This window comes from Aeromonas sp. R5-1 (genome assembly GCF_040908265.1).
Classification (GTDB): Bacteria; Pseudomonadota; Gammaproteobacteria; order Enterobacterales; family Aeromonadaceae; genus Aeromonas; species Aeromonas caviae.
In genome coordinates this window covers 256,215-274,917 of the sequence record NZ_JBFODJ010000130.1, presented here as the reverse complement: position 1 = coordinate 274,917, position 18,703 = coordinate 256,215, and the positions used below count along the sequence as shown (strand labels likewise).

Annotated in this window: 16 protein-coding genes; 5 read left to right on the top strand and 11 right to left on the bottom strand. The window is 63.5% G+C overall.

Annotated elements, in window-relative coordinates; all coding sequences use genetic code 11:
* Window positions 1–12: 12 nt before the first annotated feature.
* Window positions 13–465 (top strand): GNAT family N-acetyltransferase, encoded by a 453-nt coding sequence (locus AB5Y64_RS20170; protein ID WP_050498250.1) that lies wholly within the window; start codon window positions 13–15, stop codon window positions 463–465.
* An 86-nt stretch (window positions 466–551) separates the two neighbouring features.
* The gene (locus tag AB5Y64_RS20165; RefSeq protein WP_039040544.1) at window positions 552–977 is read left to right on the top strand and encodes a hypothetical protein; all 426 of its coding nucleotides are present in this window, start codon (window positions 552–554) and stop codon (window positions 975–977) included.
* 19 nt (window positions 978–996) lie between these two features.
* Here AB5Y64_RS20165 and AB5Y64_RS20160 read toward each other — a convergent pair whose 3' ends face one another.
* The 9 genes from AB5Y64_RS20160 to AB5Y64_RS20120 form a co-directional block, all read right to left on the bottom strand.
* Window positions 997–2,298 (bottom strand): FAD-binding oxidoreductase, encoded by a 1,302-nt coding sequence (locus AB5Y64_RS20160; RefSeq protein WP_039040545.1) that lies wholly within the window; start codon window positions 2,296–2,298, stop codon window positions 997–999.
* A gap of 153 nt (window positions 2,299–2,451) precedes the next feature.
* A complete protein-coding gene (gene fbaA, locus AB5Y64_RS20155; protein ID WP_010675658.1) occupies window positions 2,452–3,531 on the bottom strand; it encodes a class II fructose-bisphosphate aldolase in 1,080 nt (359 codons plus the stop codon).
* Window positions 3,532–3,646: 115 nt separating this feature from the next.
* On the bottom strand, window positions 3,647–4,810 hold the full coding sequence (locus tag AB5Y64_RS20150) for a phosphoglycerate kinase (protein ID WP_039040546.1): 1,164 nt from the start codon (window positions 4,808–4,810) through the stop codon (window positions 3,647–3,649).
* A 66-nt stretch (window positions 4,811–4,876) separates the two neighbouring features.
* On the bottom strand, window positions 4,877–5,887 hold the full coding sequence (gene epd, locus AB5Y64_RS20145) for an erythrose-4-phosphate dehydrogenase (protein WP_039040547.1): 1,011 nt from the start codon (window positions 5,885–5,887) through the stop codon (window positions 4,877–4,879).
* A 50-nt stretch (window positions 5,888–5,937) separates the two neighbouring features.
* Window positions 5,938–6,867, bottom strand: a complete 930-nt coding sequence (locus tag AB5Y64_RS20140; RefSeq protein WP_039040548.1) for an ROK family protein — start codon at window positions 6,865–6,867, stop codon at window positions 5,938–5,940.
* A gap of 151 nt (window positions 6,868–7,018) precedes the next feature.
* Window positions 7,019–8,086, bottom strand: coding sequence for a uroporphyrinogen decarboxylase (gene hemE, locus AB5Y64_RS20135; protein ID WP_039040549.1), 1,068 nt, complete (start codon window positions 8,084–8,086; stop codon window positions 7,019–7,021).
* A gap of 139 nt (window positions 8,087–8,225) precedes the next feature.
* Window positions 8,226–9,005, bottom strand: a complete 780-nt coding sequence (gene nudC / locus AB5Y64_RS20130) for an NAD(+) diphosphatase (protein ID WP_039040550.1) — start codon at window positions 9,003–9,005, stop codon at window positions 8,226–8,228.
* Window positions 9,006–9,170: 165 nt separating this feature from the next.
* A complete protein-coding gene (locus AB5Y64_RS20125; RefSeq protein WP_010675664.1) occupies window positions 9,171–9,776 on the bottom strand; it encodes a TIGR04211 family SH3 domain-containing protein in 606 nt (201 codons plus the stop codon).
* Between the two features lie 152 nt (window positions 9,777–9,928).
* On the bottom strand, window positions 9,929–10,681 hold the full coding sequence (locus AB5Y64_RS20120; protein ID WP_029314808.1) for a potassium channel family protein: 753 nt from the start codon (window positions 10,679–10,681) through the stop codon (window positions 9,929–9,931).
* A 100-nt stretch (window positions 10,682–10,781) separates the two neighbouring features.
* On the opposite strand from AB5Y64_RS20120, the gene AB5Y64_RS20115 reads away from it, so the two are divergent.
* The 3 genes from AB5Y64_RS20115 (at window position 10,782) to glnE (ending at window position 15,589) form a co-directional block, all read left to right on the top strand.
* Window positions 10,782–12,032, top strand: coding sequence for a methyl-accepting chemotaxis protein (locus tag AB5Y64_RS20115; protein WP_010675666.1), 1,251 nt, complete (start codon window positions 10,782–10,784; stop codon window positions 12,030–12,032).
* 107 nt (window positions 12,033–12,139) lie between these two features.
* Window positions 12,140–12,580 (top strand): GNAT family N-acetyltransferase, encoded by a 441-nt coding sequence (locus AB5Y64_RS20110; protein ID WP_039040551.1) that lies wholly within the window; start codon window positions 12,140–12,142, stop codon window positions 12,578–12,580.
* Between the two features lie 135 nt (window positions 12,581–12,715).
* The gene (glnE, locus tag AB5Y64_RS20105; protein ID WP_039040552.1) at window positions 12,716–15,589 is read left to right on the top strand and encodes a bifunctional [glutamate--ammonia ligase]-adenylyl-L-tyrosine phosphorylase/[glutamate--ammonia-ligase] adenylyltransferase; all 2,874 of its coding nucleotides are present in this window, start codon (window positions 12,716–12,718) and stop codon (window positions 15,587–15,589) included.
* Window positions 15,590–15,645: 56 nt separating this feature from the next.
* Here glnE and AB5Y64_RS20100 read toward each other — a convergent pair whose 3' ends face one another.
* On the bottom strand, window positions 15,646–16,380 hold the full coding sequence (locus tag AB5Y64_RS20100; RefSeq protein ID WP_039040553.1) for an SDR family oxidoreductase: 735 nt from the start codon (window positions 16,378–16,380) through the stop codon (window positions 15,646–15,648).
* A 139-nt stretch (window positions 16,381–16,519) separates the two neighbouring features.
* Window positions 16,520–18,679, bottom strand: a complete 2,160-nt coding sequence (locus tag AB5Y64_RS20095) for an AsmA family protein (RefSeq protein WP_039040554.1) — start codon at window positions 18,677–18,679, stop codon at window positions 16,520–16,522.
* Window positions 18,680–18,703: the final 24 nt, after the last annotated feature.

The window sequence follows — 18,703 nt, the reverse complement described above, 5'->3', positions numbered from 1 at the left end:
GAGGAAGTTGTCATGGCAGCCCCAGCCTACAGCTGGCTGACCGAAAGCAAGGGGCCTGCCCCTGCGGATGCCGAAGAGATACTCAAGGTCTGTCCACCGGGGATGGGGCAAGAGGACAAGTTTGTGCTGGCCGTGCTGGAGGGGGAAGAATTGCTTGGCTGCGTCGATCTCATCCGTGGCTATCCCACACCGGATACCGCCTATCTCGGTCTGCTGCTGTTGAAGGAGTGCAGGCAAGGCCGTGGCATCGGCAGCCAAGTCGTCCTACGGCTCATGGAGATGGCGGCAAACTGGGGTTGCACCAACATGCGGCTCGGGGTCATAGAAACCAACCTGCCAGCCCTGCATTTTTGGACCAAGCACGGCTTCCAGCAAGTAGATCGCAAACAGATCGCCGGGTTCAGCGGCGATACCCTGGTCATGACCTGCATCGTTCGCCGTCCCCTTCCCTCGGACCTGCCATAGACTGCTGATTTTTCTGGCAATCCCTTGTATATGACCGACGCCGTGGCAGAATTTGCCCTTTCCCGTCTCGTTCGTCCGGAGTTTTGATGAAAAAGTGGTTCATCCCCCTGCTGGCCCTCTGGCTTTATGGCTGCAACGCAGGTCCCGGTGAAGAGACCATCCAGAGCCAGGTCACCGCCAGGTTGCAGGCGGGCACAGATGCTGACCTGTTCGACATCCGCGACTTCGCCGTGCTCGGCAAGGAGGAGCGGATGGAGGGGGTCTATCTGGTCAAGGTGAGCTACCAGCTCCACTTCAAGCAGGGACTGGATCAGTTGCAGGTGCTGCACGACGAGGATCTCGTCTATGACAGGGTCGGCCCCTTCCAGCAGGAGATGGGGCTGATGGAGCTCGAGCGCAAATATGGCGACTTTGAGGCAGGCCAGGCCCTGGCGCAGGAGACCCAGGTCTGGATGATGAAGACGGAGCAGGGCTGGCGCCTGGCCGAGCCAGACGCGACGCAGCAGGGATAATCCCGGGCCCCCCCTCCCCCTAGAGCAGATCCTTCAGCCGATACCAGAGCATCCCTAGCGCCAGCAACGGAGAGCGCAGCGCCGGGCCACCCGGGAAGGTCATGTGAGGGACGCGGCTGAAGAGATCGAAGCCCCGGCTCTCCCCCTTGATCGCCTCCGCCACCAGCTTGCCCGCCATGTGGGTGGCATTGAGGCCATGGCCCGAATAGGCCTGGGCATAGAAGACGTTGGGATGCTGCTCGAGGCGGCCTATCTGGGGCAGCCGGTTGGCGCCTATGCCTATCATGCCCCCCCACTGGAACTCGATGGCGGTACCCGCGAGCTCGGGGAAAACCCGCAGCAGCTTGGGCTGCATGAAGGCCTTGATATCGCGGGGGTCACGGCCCGAGTAGTTGCAGGCCCCGCCGAACAGCAGGCGACCGTCCGCCGACAGCCGATAGTAGTCGAGCGCCACATTCTGATCGCACACCGCCATGTTCTGTGGCAGCAAGCGCTGGCGCAGGCGCTTCTCCAGTACCTGGGTGGCGAGAATGTAGGAACCCGCCGGCAGCACCTTGCCCCCGAGATCGGGCTGGAGGTCGCCCAGATAAGCGTTGCAGCCGATCACCAGGTAGTCCGCGCTGACCCGGCCGTGGGCCGTGGTCACCTCGACCCGCTCGCCGTAATCGATGTGGGTCACCCTTGAGTGTTCGAACAGGGAGACCCCGAGACTGGCTGCCGCACGCGCTTCGCCGAGGGCCAGGTTGAGAGGATGCAGGTGACCGGAGCCCATGTCGATCATCCCGCCGATATAGCGATCCGACCCGACCACGGTGTGCATCTCCTCCCGTGCCACCATTTTCAGTGCGTGCCGGTAACCCAGGCTAGCCAGGTGCTCGGCATCCTCCTCGAACCCCCTCAGGTGGCGCGCCTTGGTGGCGAGATCGCAATAGCCCCAGGTGAGATCGCACTCGATATTGAAACGCTCGACCCGCTCGCGCACCAGCTGCACCGCTTCGATCCCCATGAGATCCAGCTCCCGCACGCCCGCTTCGCCAATCCAGCGGGCAAACTGGCTGGTATCGTGGCCGATGCCGCGGATCAGCTGGCCGCCGTTGCGCCCCGACGCTCCCCAGCCAATGCGGTTCGCCTCCAGCAGCACCACCTTGTAGCCGGCATCGGCCAGGTTGATGGCGGTGTTGAGGCCGGTGAAACCGCCACCGATGACGCAGACGTCCGCATCCAGCTCACCACTGAGCTCGGGCCACTGCCGATGGTCGTTGCGAGTGGCCGCGTAATAGGAGGCCGTGTGTTCCTGATGTCCCTGTCTTCCTGTCTGCATGCTCAGCATCCTGCCTGGTTGCATTCGTTTACTAAATTAAACGGGTGTCATCGATAATACTCAGCCCCCCATCCCCAATCCAGCCCGTCAGGATCACAGAAATGCAAAAGGCGCCCCGAAGGGCGCCTTTTCATGCAATCAAGGTGCTGCGAATTACAGTACGTCGATGGCGTTCAGGTCGGAGAAGGCCTTCTCCAGACGCGCGATCATGGAAGTCTGACCGGCACGCAGCCATACGCGCGGATCGTAGAACTTCTTGTTCGGCTTGTCGGCACCTTCCGGGTTGCCCAGCTGGCCTTGCAGGTAGGCTTCGTTGGACTTGTAGAAGTTCAGCACGCCTTCCCAGGTCGCCCACTGGGTGTCGGTGTCGATGTTCATCTTCACCACGCCGTAGGAGATGGATTCGCGGATCTCTTCCAGGGTAGAGCCGGAGCCACCGTGGAACACGAAGTCCAGGGACTTGGCAGGCAGACCGAACTTCTCGGAGACGTACTTCTGGGAGTTGTCCAGGATCTTCGGAGTCAGCTTGACGTTACCCGGCTTGTACACACCGTGCACGTTGCCGAAGGAGGCAGCGATGGTGAAGCGCGGGCTGATCTTGGACAGACGCTCGTAGGCGTAGGCCACGTCTTCCGGCTGGGTGTACAGGGAGGATTGGTCCAGGTGGCTGTTGTCCACGCCGTCTTCTTCACCGCCGGTGCAGCCCAGTTCCAGCTCCAGAGTCATGTTCATCTTGGCCATGCGGGTCAGGTACTCGCAGCAGATGTCGATGTTCTCTTCCAGAGACTCTTCGGACAGATCCAGCATGTGGGAGGAGAACAGCGGCTTGCCGGTTTCGGCAAAGTGCTTCTCGCCCGCGTCCAGCAGACCGTCGATCCACGGCAGCAGCTTCTTGGCGGCGTGGTCGGTGTGCAGGATCACCGGTACACCGTAGGCTTCGGCAACGGCGTGCACGTGCTTGGCACCGGAGATGGCACCCAGGATGGCAGCTTGCTGGCCTTCCAGCTTCAGACCCTTGCCGGCGGTGAACACGGCACCACCGTTGGAGAACTGTACGATAACCGGGGCTTTGACCTTGGCAGCAGCTTCCAGCACGGCGTTCACGGAGTCGGTACCGACGCAGTTGACGGCCGGCAGAGCGAAGCCGTTTTCCTTGGCGATGGCGAACACTTTCTGAACGTCATCACCAGTGATCACGCCGGGTTTTACGAAGTCGAAAATTTTCTTAGACATGTTTAATCGTCCTGTCTCGTATGCCGTTAATAAAAAGTGGGGGGTTCATCATGAACCGGCACAGCGGCCACATGATAAACGAAACGGGAGGCTTTTGCCCCCCGTCCCGGGTCAATTAGGCTTTGGCGCGCTCTTCGAGAATCGCGACAGCCGGCAGTACCTTGCCTTCTACGAACTCCAGGAAGGCGCCGCCGCCGGTGGAGATGTAGGAGACCTTGTCGGCGATGCCGAACTTGTCGATGGCAGCCAGGGTGTCACCACCGCCAGCAATGGAGAAGGCCGGGGAAGCGGCGATGGCTTCGGCGATCACCTTGGTGCCTTCAGCGAACTGGTCGAACTCGAACACACCGACCGGGCCGTTCCACAGGATGGTCTTGGCGTTCATGATGATGTCGGCCAGGGCCTTGGCGGAATCCGGACCGATGTCGAAGATCATGTCGCCGTCAGTCACGTCGGACACGGACTTGATGGTGGCCGGGGTGGATTCGGAGAATTCGCTACCCACAACCACGTCGGTGGTCACCGGAATGTTGGTCTCGGCAGCCAGTTTCTTGGCGGTGTCGATCAGGTCGTGCTCGCACAGGGACTTGCCGACGTTGTGACCGGCAGCAGCGATGAAGGTGTTGGCGATGCCACCACCGACCACCAGCTGGTCAGCGATCTTGGAGAGGGATTCCAGTACGGTCAGCTTGGTGGAGACCTTGGAGCCGCCCACGATGGCAACCATGGGGCGCTCGGGCTTGAGCATGGCTTTGCCCAGGGCTTCCAGTTCACCGGCCAGCAGGGGGCCTGCACAGGCAACCGGCGCGAACTGGGCCACACCGTAGGTGGAGCCTTCGGCACGGTGAGCAGTACCGAACGCATCCATTACAAAGACGTCACACAGGGCGGCGTATTTTTTGGCCAGCTCTTCGGTGTTCTTCTTCTCGCCTTTGTTGAAACGGCAGTTTTCCAGCACAACCAGCTCACCGGCGGCGACGTCTACGCCATCCAGGTAGTCTTTGGCCAGACGAACCGGGCAGGACAGTGCGTCTTTCAGATAGTTGACAACCGGAGCCAGGGAGAATTCTTCGTTGTATTCACCCTCGGTCGGACGACCCAGGTGGGAGGTGATCATCAGCTTGGCGCCCTTTTCCAGAGCCAGCTTGATGGTCGGCAGAGTCGCAACGATACGTGCATCGGAAGTGACCTTGCCGTCTTTTACCGGCACGTTCAGGTCAGCACGGATCAGAACGCGTTTGCCCGCCAGATCCAGGTCGGTCATCTTGATAACAGACATATTCAGTCCTCTATATATTTTCAGGTAATGTTAAAAAAACAGTAACCTTGCGCCCGGTGCAGACTTTCAGCCTGCGGCCATCATGGCCCGGGTGGTATCCAGCATGCGGTTGGCGAAGCCCCATTCGTTATCGCACCACATCAACATCTTGACGAGGTTGGCATCGCTGACCCGGGTCTGGGTACCATCAATGATGCAGGAGTGTGCATCATGATTAAAGTCTACGGAGACCAGTGGCTCTTCCGTGTAGTCCAGAATACCGTGTAATGTACCTCTGGATGCCCGTTGCAGGGCTTGATTTACGTCACTAACTGTCACTTTTTTACGAACAGTAATGCTCAGATCCATGGCGGTTACATTGATGGTGGGTACCCGCACCGCGATCGCCTCGAACTTGCCGGCGAAGTGGGGAAGGATACGTTCCAACCCCTTTGCCAGCTTGGTGTCCACCGGGATGATGGACTGGCTGGCTGCCCGGGTTCTGCGCAAGTCGCCGTGATAGGCATCGATGACTTGCTGATCGTGCATGGCCGAATGAATTGTCGTAATAGTACCACAATTTATCTCGAATTCTCGATGCAATGTTTCGATGACGGGGACCACGCAGTTGGTGGTGCAGGAGGCGTTGGAGACAATCCGCTCCCGCCCGGTCAGCACCAGGTGGTTGACCCCGTAGACGATGGTTGCATCCACGTCCGCGTCCGCCGGATGGGAGAAGAGCACCTTGCCCGCTCCCGCCCCCAGATGCAGCTCGGCATCGGCCCGGGAGCCGAACACCCCGGTGCAGTCCAGCACCACGTCCACTCCCAGCGCCCGCCAAGGCAGCCTGGACGGATCCTTCTCGGCAAACAGGGCGATGAGATCCTCCCCCACCTGCATGCTGTTGCCCGCCAGTTGTACCGGATAGCGGAAGCGGCCGTGACTGGTGTCGAAGCGGGTCAGGTGCACCATGGCCTCGGGGGCCGCCAGCTCGTTGATGGCCACTATCTTGATGGTCTTGTCGCGGCCGCTCTCGTAGAGGGCCCGCAGCACGTTGCGGCCGATGCGGCCATAGCCGTTGATGGCAATCTTGATCATGGAAACGTTGTGTCCTTAGCTGCGACAAAGGGATGGGAGGAAGGGGCGACTCACGAGAGCAGTGCCTCGCGAAAGACGCCGCGGGCCAGCAGTGCGGCACCGAATACCCCGGCGCTGTCCCCCAGGGCCGGCGCTATCATGGGGGTGGCGAAGCGGGGGTTGAACAGGAAGGGCAATACCGTTTCGCGCCCGGCGCGATAGAGGCTCTGCACATTGCCCACGCCGCCACCGATGACGATGACGTCCGGATCGAGAATATTGATCACGTTGGCGAGGGCCTGGCCGAACAACAGGTGCAACCTGTCCATGGTGAGCCTGGCGACATGATCATGGGCACTGGCCGCAGCAATCTGGGCGAGCGAGAGACGGCGTTTGGTCCTGGCCTCGTACCAGGCCTCCAGGGCCGGGCCGCTGATGAGGGTTTCGACGCAGCCGCGCTTGCCGCAGTAGCACTCTGGCCCCTCCGGCAACAGGACGTTGTGCCCCCACTCCCCGGCGATGCCGTGGTGACCGTTGAGGATCTGGCCGTTGATGACGATGCCGGCCCCGACTCCGGTGCCCATGATGATGCCGAACACCACGCGTGCAGAGGGGTGATGCTGGCGCACCGCCCCCAGATGGGTTTCCGCCAGGGCGAAACAGTTGGCGTCGTTGGCGATGAGCACGGGGACGCCCAGCCTGCGCTCAAGATCTTCCTTGAGCGGCTTGCCGTTGAACTCGGTGGTGTTGCTGTTTTTCAGCAGCCCGGTCTGGGGGTCCCGGGCCCCCGGCGTCCCCATGCCGATGAGTGCAGGACGCTGACCGAGTTTGGCGGCACACTCGTCCACCAGTTTGGCGATCTGGCCCAGCATGTGCTGGTAGCCGCCGTGCCGTTCAGTGGGAATGCGGTGGCGCAGCAACACCTCGTCGCCATCGAGCACCACGCACTCGCACTTGGTCCCGCCAAGGTCGATGCCCCAATCCCACGCCCGCTTCTCCATCCAGCCTCCTGCCCCTCAACGACCCCATCCCGGCCACGACGGCCAACATGGGGGTGCAGTGTAACCCGAGCCGCGACCAGGATGCAGCCCCCTGTGTCACGGACAGCAAAACGGGGCCCGCAGGCCCCGTTCATCACGCTGTTTGCCGCCCTCAGCGACCATGGTACCGGGCGGAGAGCTCATGCACCGCGTTGACGAACACGCCGGCATGTTCCGGGTCCACATCCTGATGGATGCCGTGGCCCAGGTTGAAGACATGACCGTTGCCATGACCGAAACCGGCCAGAATGGTGGCGACCTCTTCGCGGATCCGCTCCGGGGTGGCGTAGAGCATGGAGGGGTCCATGTTGCCTTGCAGCGCCACCTTGTCGCCCACCCGGCGTTTGGCGTCCGCGATGTCGGTGGTCCAGTCCAGCCCCAACGCATCGCAGCCGGTGGCGGCGATCTGCTCCAGCCACTGGCCGCCGTTCTTGGTGAACAGGGTGACCGGCACACGGCGGCCCTCATGTTCACGGACCAGGCCATCGACGATCTTGTGCATGTACTGCAGGGAGAAGTCACGGTAATCCCGCGGGGTGAGCACGCCGCCCCAGGTGTCGAATACCATGACCGCCTGGGCACCCGCCTTGATCTGGGCGTTGAGGTAGGCAATCACGCTGTCTGCCAGTTTGTCGAGCAGCAGGTGCAGGGTCTGCGGCTCTGCATACATCATCTGCTTGATCTTGGTGAACGCCTTGGAGCTGCCCCCCTCCACCATGTAGGTGGCCAGGGTCCAGGGGCTGCCGGAGAAGCCGATGAGCGGCACGTCGCCCTTGAGCTCGCGGCGGATGGTGCGCACCGCATTCATCACGTAGCCAAGCTCGTCTTCCGGATCCGGGATGGGCAGGGCCTGCACGTCGGCCATGGAGGTGATCGGGCGCTCGAAGCGCGGGCCTTCCCCGTGCTCGAAGTAGAGGCCCAGCCCCATGGCATCGGGCACGGTCAGGATGTCGGAGAAGAGAATGGCGGCATCGAGTGGATAGCGGCGCAGGGGCTGCAAGGTGACTTCACAGGCCAGCTCGGCGTTGCGACACAGGGACATGAAATCCCCCGCAACGGCGCGGGTCGCCTTGTATTCCGGCAGATAACGGCCAGCCTGACGCATCATCCATACCGGGGTCATGTCCACTTCCTGGCGCAGCAGGGCACGCAGGTATCGATCGTTTTTCAGCTCTTTCATCCCAGTTCCTGAGTCATGTCACGCATAAAATGGCGGACATGATACCACTTTGTGCAAGGCTGAGGGCGCCCCTGACGCCGCACATCGCCGCAGGAGTGCAAAGATGTGAGGGGGCGCATACAAGCGCCCCCGTTTTCCCTCAACGCGCCTCGGCGAGGCACTGTTCGATGAGCCGGCGCGCTATGGTGCCATGAGGGGGCAAGCGCGGCAGCCGGTCAGCCTCAAAGAAACCTGCCGCCACCAGTTCGTCATCCTGCACCCGGATCTCGCCGCTCTCGTAGTCGGCGGTGAAGCCCATCATCAGGCTGTGGGGGAAGGGCCAGGGCTGGCTCGCCACGTAACGCACATTGGTCACCCGGATGCCGCTCTCCTCGAACACCTCCCGCGCCACGCACTGCTCCAGATTCTCCCCTGCCTCCACGAAGCCGGCCAGCACGGTATACATGGGATCATCCGCCTGATAGTGACGGCGGTGGGCTGCCAGCAAGATAGCCGGCCCCTTGCGCACCGCGACGATGATGCAGGGGGAGATGCGCGGATAGACGACATGGCCATGATGACACCCCTGGGCCCACTCTCCTTCCCTCGGGGTCATGGGGGCGCCGCACTCACCGCAGAAACGATGGGTTCGGCGAAAAGTGGCGAGCTGCCAGGCCCGTCCTGCAAGGCGAAAGCCCTCTTCGTCCCCCGCCACCATGAGCTGGCGCAGCGGGGCCATGGCCCCGGTCTCCGCCTCCGCCCCCAGATCCAGCAGATGGCAAGGCAGGCCGTCCCACTCGTCGAAGCGCTCGAAGGGGGCGGTGTGCAGATGGGTGGGCAAAACGGCGCGGGCCCCTTGTGGAATGCGCCCCTGTTCATCCAGCAGGACGAGGTGATCGCCCCCCAGCACGAACCAGAAGGCCTGTTCAGTTGATGACATATGATGAAGGCTCTTGTTGAGAATGCTCGCGGCACAGGATCGTTCGCCTCATATTACGAGCGGGAAGGGCCGATGGCGACCCCCGACATGGCCCTCTTCTCGCCAGACACACCATGAAAAAAGGCCGCCTCTGGCGACCTTTCATCCTGTTGACCGCAGGGGCGATCAGTTCATCCAGCGCTCGCTGCTCTTGCGACGGCGCGGGAGCATGGGCAGGAGGATCCCGAGCAGGATGCCGCCCCCCACCATGGCACCACCGCGGATGAACCAGTCCATCTGCATGTCGTGCTCACGGTTGTCATAGCTCTGGGTCAGGGCGTCGTTCTGTTCCTTGAGGCTGCTCATCTCGGCGCTCTGGCTGTCCAGACGGGCTTTGAGGCTGGCGATCTCCTTGCTCTGCTCGGCGATCTTGCCATCCTTCTCGGCGAAGCGTTTCTCGTTATCGCCATTGAGGTTCAGCAGACGGGCCTTGGCTTCGTCCAGCTCTTTCTGAACCTGGGGAAGGCGTTCACGCAGGCTGATCTCCCCCTGCAGCTCGCTGTTCTTGATCCAGCCCTCGCGGCCACGACCGTCCACCACCTGGGTGAATCCGGCCTCCTGGTTCACCGCCTTGACCTCCAGCGGCTCACCGGCCTTGACGCTGCCGAGGATCCGGTACTGGGTACCCGGACCGTTGTGGATATAGGTAAAGATGTTGTCTGAAACATAGCGGGTATCGGCTAGTGCCTGTTGGGCACACAAGCAGATCAGGATCCCGAGAAGGGCGCGCATGGTCGATCGATTCTCTTCGTTGGATTAGGTTGCAGGCCGAATGTTAAGCCGCCTGCGGGTCAAAGGACAAGCAAAGAAAAGCGCCATCTCCCCGAGTGAGAGCTGTCTCGCAGCGCCGCCGGTTTACGACGCGACCATTCCAGACGTCGCACCTACTTCTGTTTCAGCGCCTGCACCTCGGCGCGCAGGGCTTTGAGCTCTTTGAGCAGTTGCGCCTGCTGTTCGCTCTGTTGGCGTCGCCACACCGCGGTGTCGTCGTTGGTCTTGCCGGGATGGACGAACAGGCTGGCCATGAAGCCGCTGAGGGCGCCAAACAACCCCACGCCAAAGAGGATCAGCAGGCTGGCGACGAAGCGCCCCTCCTCCGTCTTGGGCACCAGATCCCCGTACCCCACGGTAGAGAGGGTCACCAGCGTCCACCAGAAGGCATCGTAAGGAGTCTGGATCTGGCTGCCGGGTTGCCCCGTTTCCAGCCAGTACATGACGCCGGAGCCGACCCCCAGCAACAGGAAGAAGAGGAAGAGAATGCCGGAGAGGGTGGTTTCGTTGCGTTCACGACGGAACATGGCCAGCAGATCCGGTCTGTCCCGGAGCAACTGGTAGACCCGCCACAGCTGGATGAGCCGCGCCCAGCGCAGTTGTTCCACCATGGGCAGGCTGCCGGGCAGATAGAACCAGTTGCTCTTGAAGAAGGCCATCCTGTCGGAGGCGCGCGCCCAGCCATAGGCGAAGTGAGCGAGGAAGAAGTAGCAGATCAGGCTGTCGACATCATAAAAGAGCTGCAAAGTCTGGGGGCTCAGTTCACCGTGCCCCAGCCAGCGAGCTGCCACCAGGCAGACCGAAATCACGGAGAGAAACCCCATCAGCAGATCCATGGTACGCAAATGAGTTAAGTGATGTCGCATACATTTTCCAACTTTAAGCACGGTGCAAATTAATAAAAAGGAAGATAATGCCGATAGCTATGACGGCAAAGGAATAATGGACGTTGAAAGGAGAAAAATTATGCAGTTGAACCCGCTGGAGAGGCGCATGAGCAACATCCGACTGGTGCCCAAGGTGGTGCTGCTCATGGTGTTCAGCACCCTGCTGCTGCTGGCCAAACTCTGGTTCGATGCCAGCAACCTGGAAGCGACCCTGCTCAGCGAGGGCATTGATGCCGCCATGGCCAACACCATCGCCGATCGCCTGCTCTGGACCGGGCTGGTGGAGACGGCGCTCATGGGGGTCGTCTTCGTGGTGCTGCTGCTCACCGGCTCCCGCCTCATGGTCAAGCAGGTCCACTACCTGGTGGGGCTGCTGGAGCGTTTCGCCAACAAGGATCTCAGCCACAGCGTGCTGCTCAAGTCCCGGGACGAGTTCGGCGACATCGCCAAGGCGGTGGCCCACTCCCAGGAGAACCTCAAGGAGGTGTTCGGGACCCAGCGTGCCGCCTGCAAGGAGCTCAACGAGATCGCCTCCCAGGTGACTCTCTGCATGGATGAGGCGAACGAGGCCATCAACGAGGAGTTCACCCAGATTGAGCAGCTTGCCAGCGCCATGAGCCAGATGGTGGGTGCCATTCGAGAAGTGGCCAACCACGCGGAGCAGGCGTCCCACGCCACCGCCGAAACCAGCCAGCTGGCCGAGGAGGGCAGCCGCTGCGTGGCGGCTACCGTCAACACCATCGACACTCTCTCCGGCAACATCCAGCGCTCCTCCACCGTGGTCAACGAAGTGGAGCACGGGGTCGATCGCATCGGCTCCGTGGTGGACACCATCCGCAGCATCTCCGAGCAGACCAACCTGCTGGCCCTGAACGCCGCCATCGAGGCCGCCCGCGCCGGTGAGGCGGGTCGCGGTTTTGCCGTGGTCGCCTCCGAGGTGCGCGAACTCGCGAACCGTGCCCAGGCAGCCACCGTCGAGATCCAGAAGATGATCGAGCAGCTTCAGGGCAACGCCCGCCAGGCCGTCGGCCTGATGGCCGAGAGCGTGCAGCAGGCGGACAAGGGGGTGGAGCAGGTGACCCAGGCAGGTACCCAGCTCGACACCATAGTGCAACGGGTGCAGGGAGTGGCCGACATGAACCGCCAGATCGCCGCCGCCTCCGAGCAGCAGAGCTCGGTCGCCGAGGAGATGAATGCCAACCTGGAGCAGGTCAAACAGGTGGTGGAAGGCTCCGTCGTGGTGCTGCGGGAGCTGAAAGATGCCTCCGAACTGGTGGAACACCACAGCCAGACGCTGGACAGCCATATCCAGGCCTTCAAGCTGGCCTGATGCTGGCGCCCATCGTCAAACCTACAGGCTGGCCTGAGGTCGTGATTTGAGTACACTGGAAGGCCCCCTTAGGGGCCTTTCTTTTTTCATCACGGCAAGGAGCCAGGATGCAGACCACAGAACCTGCGCTTGAGATAAGCGACGACAAGGGACGCCTCGACGTCCCGCTCATTCACCGTTTCCTCAGTGAAGAGGCCTACTGGTGCCTCGGCATTCCCCTCGCCACCCTGCAGCGGGCCATCAACCACTCCCTGTGCTTCGGAGCCTATCTCGATGGCCAGCAGGTCGCCTTCGCCCGGGTCATCACCGACAAGGCCACCTTCGGTTATCTCGCCGACGTCTTCGTGCTGCCCGAACATCGCGGGCGCGGTCACAGCAAGGCCCTGGTGGCAGCGATCCTCGCCCACCCGGAGCTGCAAGGGCTGCGCCGTCTCTCCCTCGCCACCTCCGATGCCCACGGCCTCTACGCCGGTTTCGGTTTTGTGCCGCCGAGAAGCCCCGGCAGCCTGATGGAAATCTACGACCCCGAGATCTACCGGCGTCCCTGAGCCCGGCCGATCGCCAGATCCGTCGCCGGATCACCTTCCGGGCAGCGGCGCTGTGACGCCAGCGCCCGGGAGTGCTAGATTGGCAGCCGGCATTTCACTCTCCCTGCAGACTCGTCAACCACAAGGATGGCAACCGTGGCCCAGCACTCTCCCTCTTTCTCCGCCTTCTCTCCCTTGTTGCAGGAGCAGGCCCTGCGCCACTGGCAGCGGCTGCTCGCCCTGGCGCCCCAGTATGACGCACTGCCCGAGCCCACCCGCCAGACCCTGCTGACCCTGCTCGGCCTCTCCGACTTTGTCGCCGACTCCCTTATCAAGCAGCCGGGGCTGCTGGCCGAGACCCTGGCATCGGACGCACTGACCCGGGCCGAGCGCTGGCCCGCCTATGAACCTGAGCTCGCAGCCCTGCTCGCCGAGGTCGCGGACGAGGAGGCGCTCAAGCGCATCCTGCGCCAGTTCCGCCGCAGCCGCATGCTGGTGATCGCCTGGCGCGAGCTGCTCGGGGAGTCCGAGGTCGAAGAGAGCTTCATCCATCTCACCAAGCTGGCGGATGCCCTCATCTGTGGAGCCCGCGACTGGCTCTACGCCAAACAGTGCAGCGAGCTGGGCACCCCCATGGACGGCGATGGTAACCCCCAGCCGCTGCTCATCCTCGGGATGGGCAAGCTCGGCGGCGGCGAGCTCAACTTCTCCTCGGACATCGACCTTATCTTCACCTTCCCCGAGAACGGCTACACCGTTGGCGGGCGGCGGGAGCTCGCCAACCAGCAGTTCTTCATCAAGCTGGGGCAGCGTCTCATCAACGCCCTCCACCAGCCCACCCAGGATGGTCAGGTGTTCCGGGTCGACATGCGGCTGCGCCCCTTTGGCGATGCGGGGCCGCTCGCCATCTCCTTCGCCGCCATGGAGGACTACTACCAGCATCACGGCCGCAACTGGGAACGCTACGCCATGGTCAAGGCGCGGGTGCTGGGCCCCCAATGCGAACACGCCATGGCCCTGACCGAACTGCTGCGCCCCTTCGTGTTCCGCCGCTATATCGACTTCGGCGTCATCGACGGCCTGCGCCAGATGAAGGCGATGATCGCCGCCGAGGTGCGCCGCAAGGGACTGGAGGGCAACATCAAGCTGGGGGCCGGGGGCATTCGCGAGGTGGAGTTCATCGCCCAGGCGCTGCAACTCATCCGTGGCGGGCGCGAGCCCGCCCTGCGGGTACGCCACCTGCCCGAGGCGCTGGCCGCCATCGCCCAGGGGGGCGCCCTGGAGGGGAGCCAGTGCGAACGCCTGCTCACCGCCTATCGCTTCCTGCGCCGGGTGGAAAACATCTTGCAGGAGATCGGCGATCAGCAGACCCAGACTCTGCCCACCGAGGATCGGGATCGCCAGCGGCTCATCGCCACCCTCGGCTTTACCGACTGGGACGCCTTCATGGCCCACCTCGATGAGGAGATGGCCGCCGTCCATCAGGAGTTCGTCGCCGTGGTGGGGGAAGAGAAGGAGGCCCCCGCCCACCTGGAACAGCTCTGGCTCGATCTCTGGCGCACCGAGCTTGATGCCGCCGAGCTGGAAAAACTGCTGACCACGCAGGGAGTGGTGGAGCCCGCCCCCCTCTGCGCCGCCCTGCTGCGTTTCAAGGAGGAGTACAAGCGCCGTCAGGTGGGGCCCCAGGGACGCATCGCCCTGGACTGGCTGATGCCGGAGCTGCTGCGCCTGGTGGTGGCGAGCCGCGAGCCCGCCCGCCTGTTCGAGCGGGTCTGCACCCTGCTGACCCGCATCTTCACCCGCAGCGCCTATCTGCAACTGCTGGCGGAAAACCCCGCCGCCCTGCGCCAGCTGGTGCGCCTGTGTGACGAGAGCAACCTGGTGAGCGAGCAGCTGGCCCGCTACCCCATCCTGCTGGACGAGCTGCTCGACCCGCAACACCTCTACCACCCCACCCCGCTGGATCAGTACAAGCCCCAGCTGCGCCAGTTCCTGCTGCGCATCCCCGAGGAGGACGTGGAGCAGCAGATGGAGGCGCTGCGCCAATTCAAGCAGGTGCAGCTCCTGCGCATCGTCGCCGCCGACATCGCCGGTGCCCTGCCGCTGATGAAGGTGAGCGACCACCTCACCTGGCTGGCGGAGGCGATCACCGAGGAGGTGGTCAATCAGGCGTGGGCCCAGATGAGCGAACGCTACGGGGTACCGCCCGAGGTGGCGGTGAGCGGCCAGCGCGGCTTTGCGGTGGTGGCCTACGGCAAGCTGGGGGGCATCGAACTCGGCTACGGCTCGGATCTCGATCTGGTGTTCCTGCACGGCGGCGACCCCAACAGTTACACCGATGGCCGCAAGCCCATCGACAGCCGCCAGTTCTACCTGCGCCTGGCCCAGCGGATCCTGCATCTGTTCAGCACCCGCACTCCGTCCGGCATCCTCTACGAGATCGACATGCGGCTGCGCCCCTCCGGCGACGCCGGCCTGCTGGTCTCATCGCTGTCGGCCTATGAGCAGTACCAGCAGCAGGAAGCCTGGACCTGGGAGCATCAGGCCCTGGTGCGAGCCCGTCCCATCTATGGCGATGATGCCGTGGTCGCCGAATTTGCCCGTATCCGCCGCGACGTGCTGGCCAAGGAGCGGGATCTGCCCACCCTGGCCCGCGAAGTGCGGGAGATGCGCCAGAAGATGCGGGATCACCTGCTCAAGGCGGGAGAGGGAGAGTTCGATCTCAAGCAGTCCCCCGGTGGCATGGTGGACATCGAGTTCATCGCCCAGTACCTGGTGCTGGCCCATGCCTGCGGTGAGCCGGACGCCCTCACCCGCTGGTCAGACAATGTGCGCATCTTCGATGAGTGCGTCATGGCGGGGGTGCTCACACTGGAGCAGGCGGAGGGGCTCAAGCAGGCCTATCTGGAGATCCGCAACCTTGGCCATCGCCTCAATCTCTCGGAGATCTCCCGCAAGGTGGGGGACGATCAGTTGCCGCGAGAGCGGGGCCATGTGCTGGCGGTCTGGCAACAGCTGCTGGGAGAATAAGCAGAAGGGGCGCCATGGCGCCCCTTCTCGTTGACGAAAGGCTTGTTGAAGATGACCTAGCGCCCGCCCGCCACATCGATAAAGGTACCGGTGGCATAGGAGGCCTCGTCCGACAGCAGCCAGGCGATGGCGGCCGCCACCTCACGGGGTTCGCCGCCCCGTTGCAGCGGAATGGCCCCCTTGATCCTGTCCACCCGGCCGGGCTCGCCGCCGTCGGCATGCATGTCGGTGTAGATGAAACCAGGACGCACCCCGTTGACCCGGATCCCCTGAGCCGCCAGCTCCAGCGACAAGCCTCTGGTCAGCACGTCGACGGCCCCCTTGGCGGCGGCATAATCCACGTACTCCCCGGGGGAGCCCAGGCGCGCAGCGGCAGAAGAGACGTTGACGATGGCGCCCCCCGCCGTCATGCGGCGCACCGCCTCGCGGCAGCAGAGAAAGCAGCTGGTGACATTGGTGGTCAGGGTCTGGTTGATGCGCTCTGCGCTCATCTCCAGCACCCGCATCTGGGGCTGCAACCTGCCGGCGTTGTTCACCAGATGAGTGACGGGGCCGAGCCTCGCGTCCATCTCCTCGAACAGGCGCACCACCTCGGCCTCCACGCTGACATCGGCCTGCACCGCGATGCACTCGACCGGATGGGTGGCCAGGATCTCGGCCACCACCGCCTCGGCGGACACCCTGTCCTGACGATAGTTGAGACAGAGATGGTAACCCTGCGCCGCCAGATAGCGGGCTGTCGCGGCCCCGATACCTCTGCCGCCGCCGGTGATCAGCACCCGTTTGTTCATGAACCCTCCTGGCTCCCGGTTTCGAAGACTGTTTCGCATAGTACCTCATGTTGCCGACCACACCTCGTTCCGTGACGCCCGGCACCACAACAAAGAGCCCGCACGGGGCGGGCTCTTGATGGCAACAACGGGAAGTTGGCTATTTGAACAGGCCCTTGAGCAGCTGGTCGGCCATCCCCTTCACCCCTTCGTTGTCGGCCTTGTCACCCAGCAGCTTCTTGAGACCGCGCTCGGCCTCCTTGCGGGCCTTCTCCTCCAGCACCTTGTTGTTGCTGAGCAGCTCCTTCACGTCAAGCTTGTAGCTCGGCGCCTGCCAGTGGCCGCCGATGCGCACCGGTATGGTGATGTCCTTGAGCTCGTCCACCGTCTTGCCCCCCTGCCCCTTGCTGCTCTCCACCACGGAGGTGAGGAACAGGAAGTCGAGGGTCTCCGGCACCAGAGCAGTCTGGCCCTGCCCCTTCACTCGCAGGGCGGGGGCAAAGAGCTGGATGTCGTCGCTCCTGGCAATCCCGTTGGCAATCTGGAAGCTGGCGGTGAGGGCGCTGAAATCGGTCTTGCGCACCTCCTTCACCTGATCCGCCCCCTTGCCGGTCAGGGTGGCCCGCGCCTCACGGATCATCTCCGCCAGGTTGATGCCGTGCAGGGCGCCATCGCTCAACTTGAGCTTCACCTGGCCCTGCATCCGGCTGCGCAGCGCCTGCTCGGAAAGACCGCTACCCTGCACCTCGACCTCCAGATCCCCCTTGCCTTCCAGCAGGTCGGTCTGGGCCAGGGTCTGCAGCAGGGGCCGCACATCGACCCCCTGCACCCGCTTGTGCACCTGATAGCGGGCGGGTTGCTGACGGGCATCGAGCAGACCGCTCACCGTCACCTGGCCGCCGGCCACCCCGGCACTGAACTGCTTGAGGGTGAGCTGACCACCCGCCAGCGCCAGTTGCAGATCGACGGCGCTGAGATCCAGCCCCTTGAGGCGCAGGCTGCCCAGTTGCAGGCGGCCAGCCAGGTCCACCGCCTTGAGGGCGGTCAGATCAGGCTCTACCGTGGAGAGCGCCCTGTTGGCGGGCGCCGCAGCCTGCTCCTTTGCTCCGGCCGGTGCAGCCGCTCCCGAGGTGGCGGCCACAGGTGCAGCCTTGGCCGGTTGACCGAGCCAGCCGTCGAGATCCAGCTTCTCCCCCTTGAGGTCAAAGTCCACTTTGGGTACGGCCCCCAGACGAACGGCGCCGCTGCCGCTCAGCAGGGCATCGTCTGCTCCCAGCACCAGGTTGCTGAGGGCGACGCTCTGCTTGTCGAGCTCCGCGCGGGCAAAGCCGGCGAGCTTCACCTGCATCTGCGGGTGCGGCAGGGCATCACCGCTGAGCTTGGCGGCCAGCACGGCATCCGATATCTCCAGCAGTTGCCGGTTTTCATCGAGGCGCGCCTTGAGGGTCCCCTCCAGCGTACCGGCCAGGCTCGGCTTGTCCGCCGCCCCCTGTGCCCCGCTGAGGCTAAGGCTCAGACTGCTCCACTCCCCCAATGCCAGCCGATCGGCCTTGAGGGTGAAGGCATCGAGCCGCTGCGCCGGCTGGTTCAGGCTGCCGCTGAGATTGAGATCCTTGAGCTCGCTCTTCATGGCCTCCCGGGCCGGTTTGAGCTGGGCCTGACCCTTGAGATCAAAGGCCAGATCCCCCTGTGCCCCCTTGGCGGCCAGGGTCACCGGTACCCACTCCCCCGGGGTCAACTGCCCCAGATCGAGATCCAGCCTGTCGAGCCGGGAGACGGTGCCGTTGCGATCGTCCCGCACCAGGGCGCTGGCATCCACCAGCGCGATGCCTTGCAGGCTGATCTGCCAGGGCTGCTTGTCACTGGCGGCTGGGGGCGTCGTTGCGGCGGGCTCGGAGGTCGTCGCCTCCCCCTTGGGGTCGGCGGAGGCCTTGAGCAGGTCACTCAGGTTGGAGCTGCCATCAGCCCTGGTCTGGATAAACAGATGGGCGCCACTCAGGGTCACCTTGCCGATCTCAAGCCGGTGGGAGAGCAGGGGCAGCAAGCCTACCGAGGCCTCACCCTGCTCGAATCGCACCAGGTCGGGCTCGGCGAAACCGGCGGGGTTGCGCAGCGCCACCTGCTCGAGGGAGAGGCCCAGGCTTGGCCAGAAACGCCAGCCGATATCACCTTGTATCACCAGCTCGCGGCCGGTGCTCTTGCGCACCTGTTCCACCAGCTGGGGCTTGAACTGGTTGGGATCGATGAGGGACACCAGGGCGGCGATGGCCACCACGGCCGCCAGCGCCAACCCCAGCAGGATGCAGATGATCTTCTTCACGATGGACTCCTTGAATGCGGATCT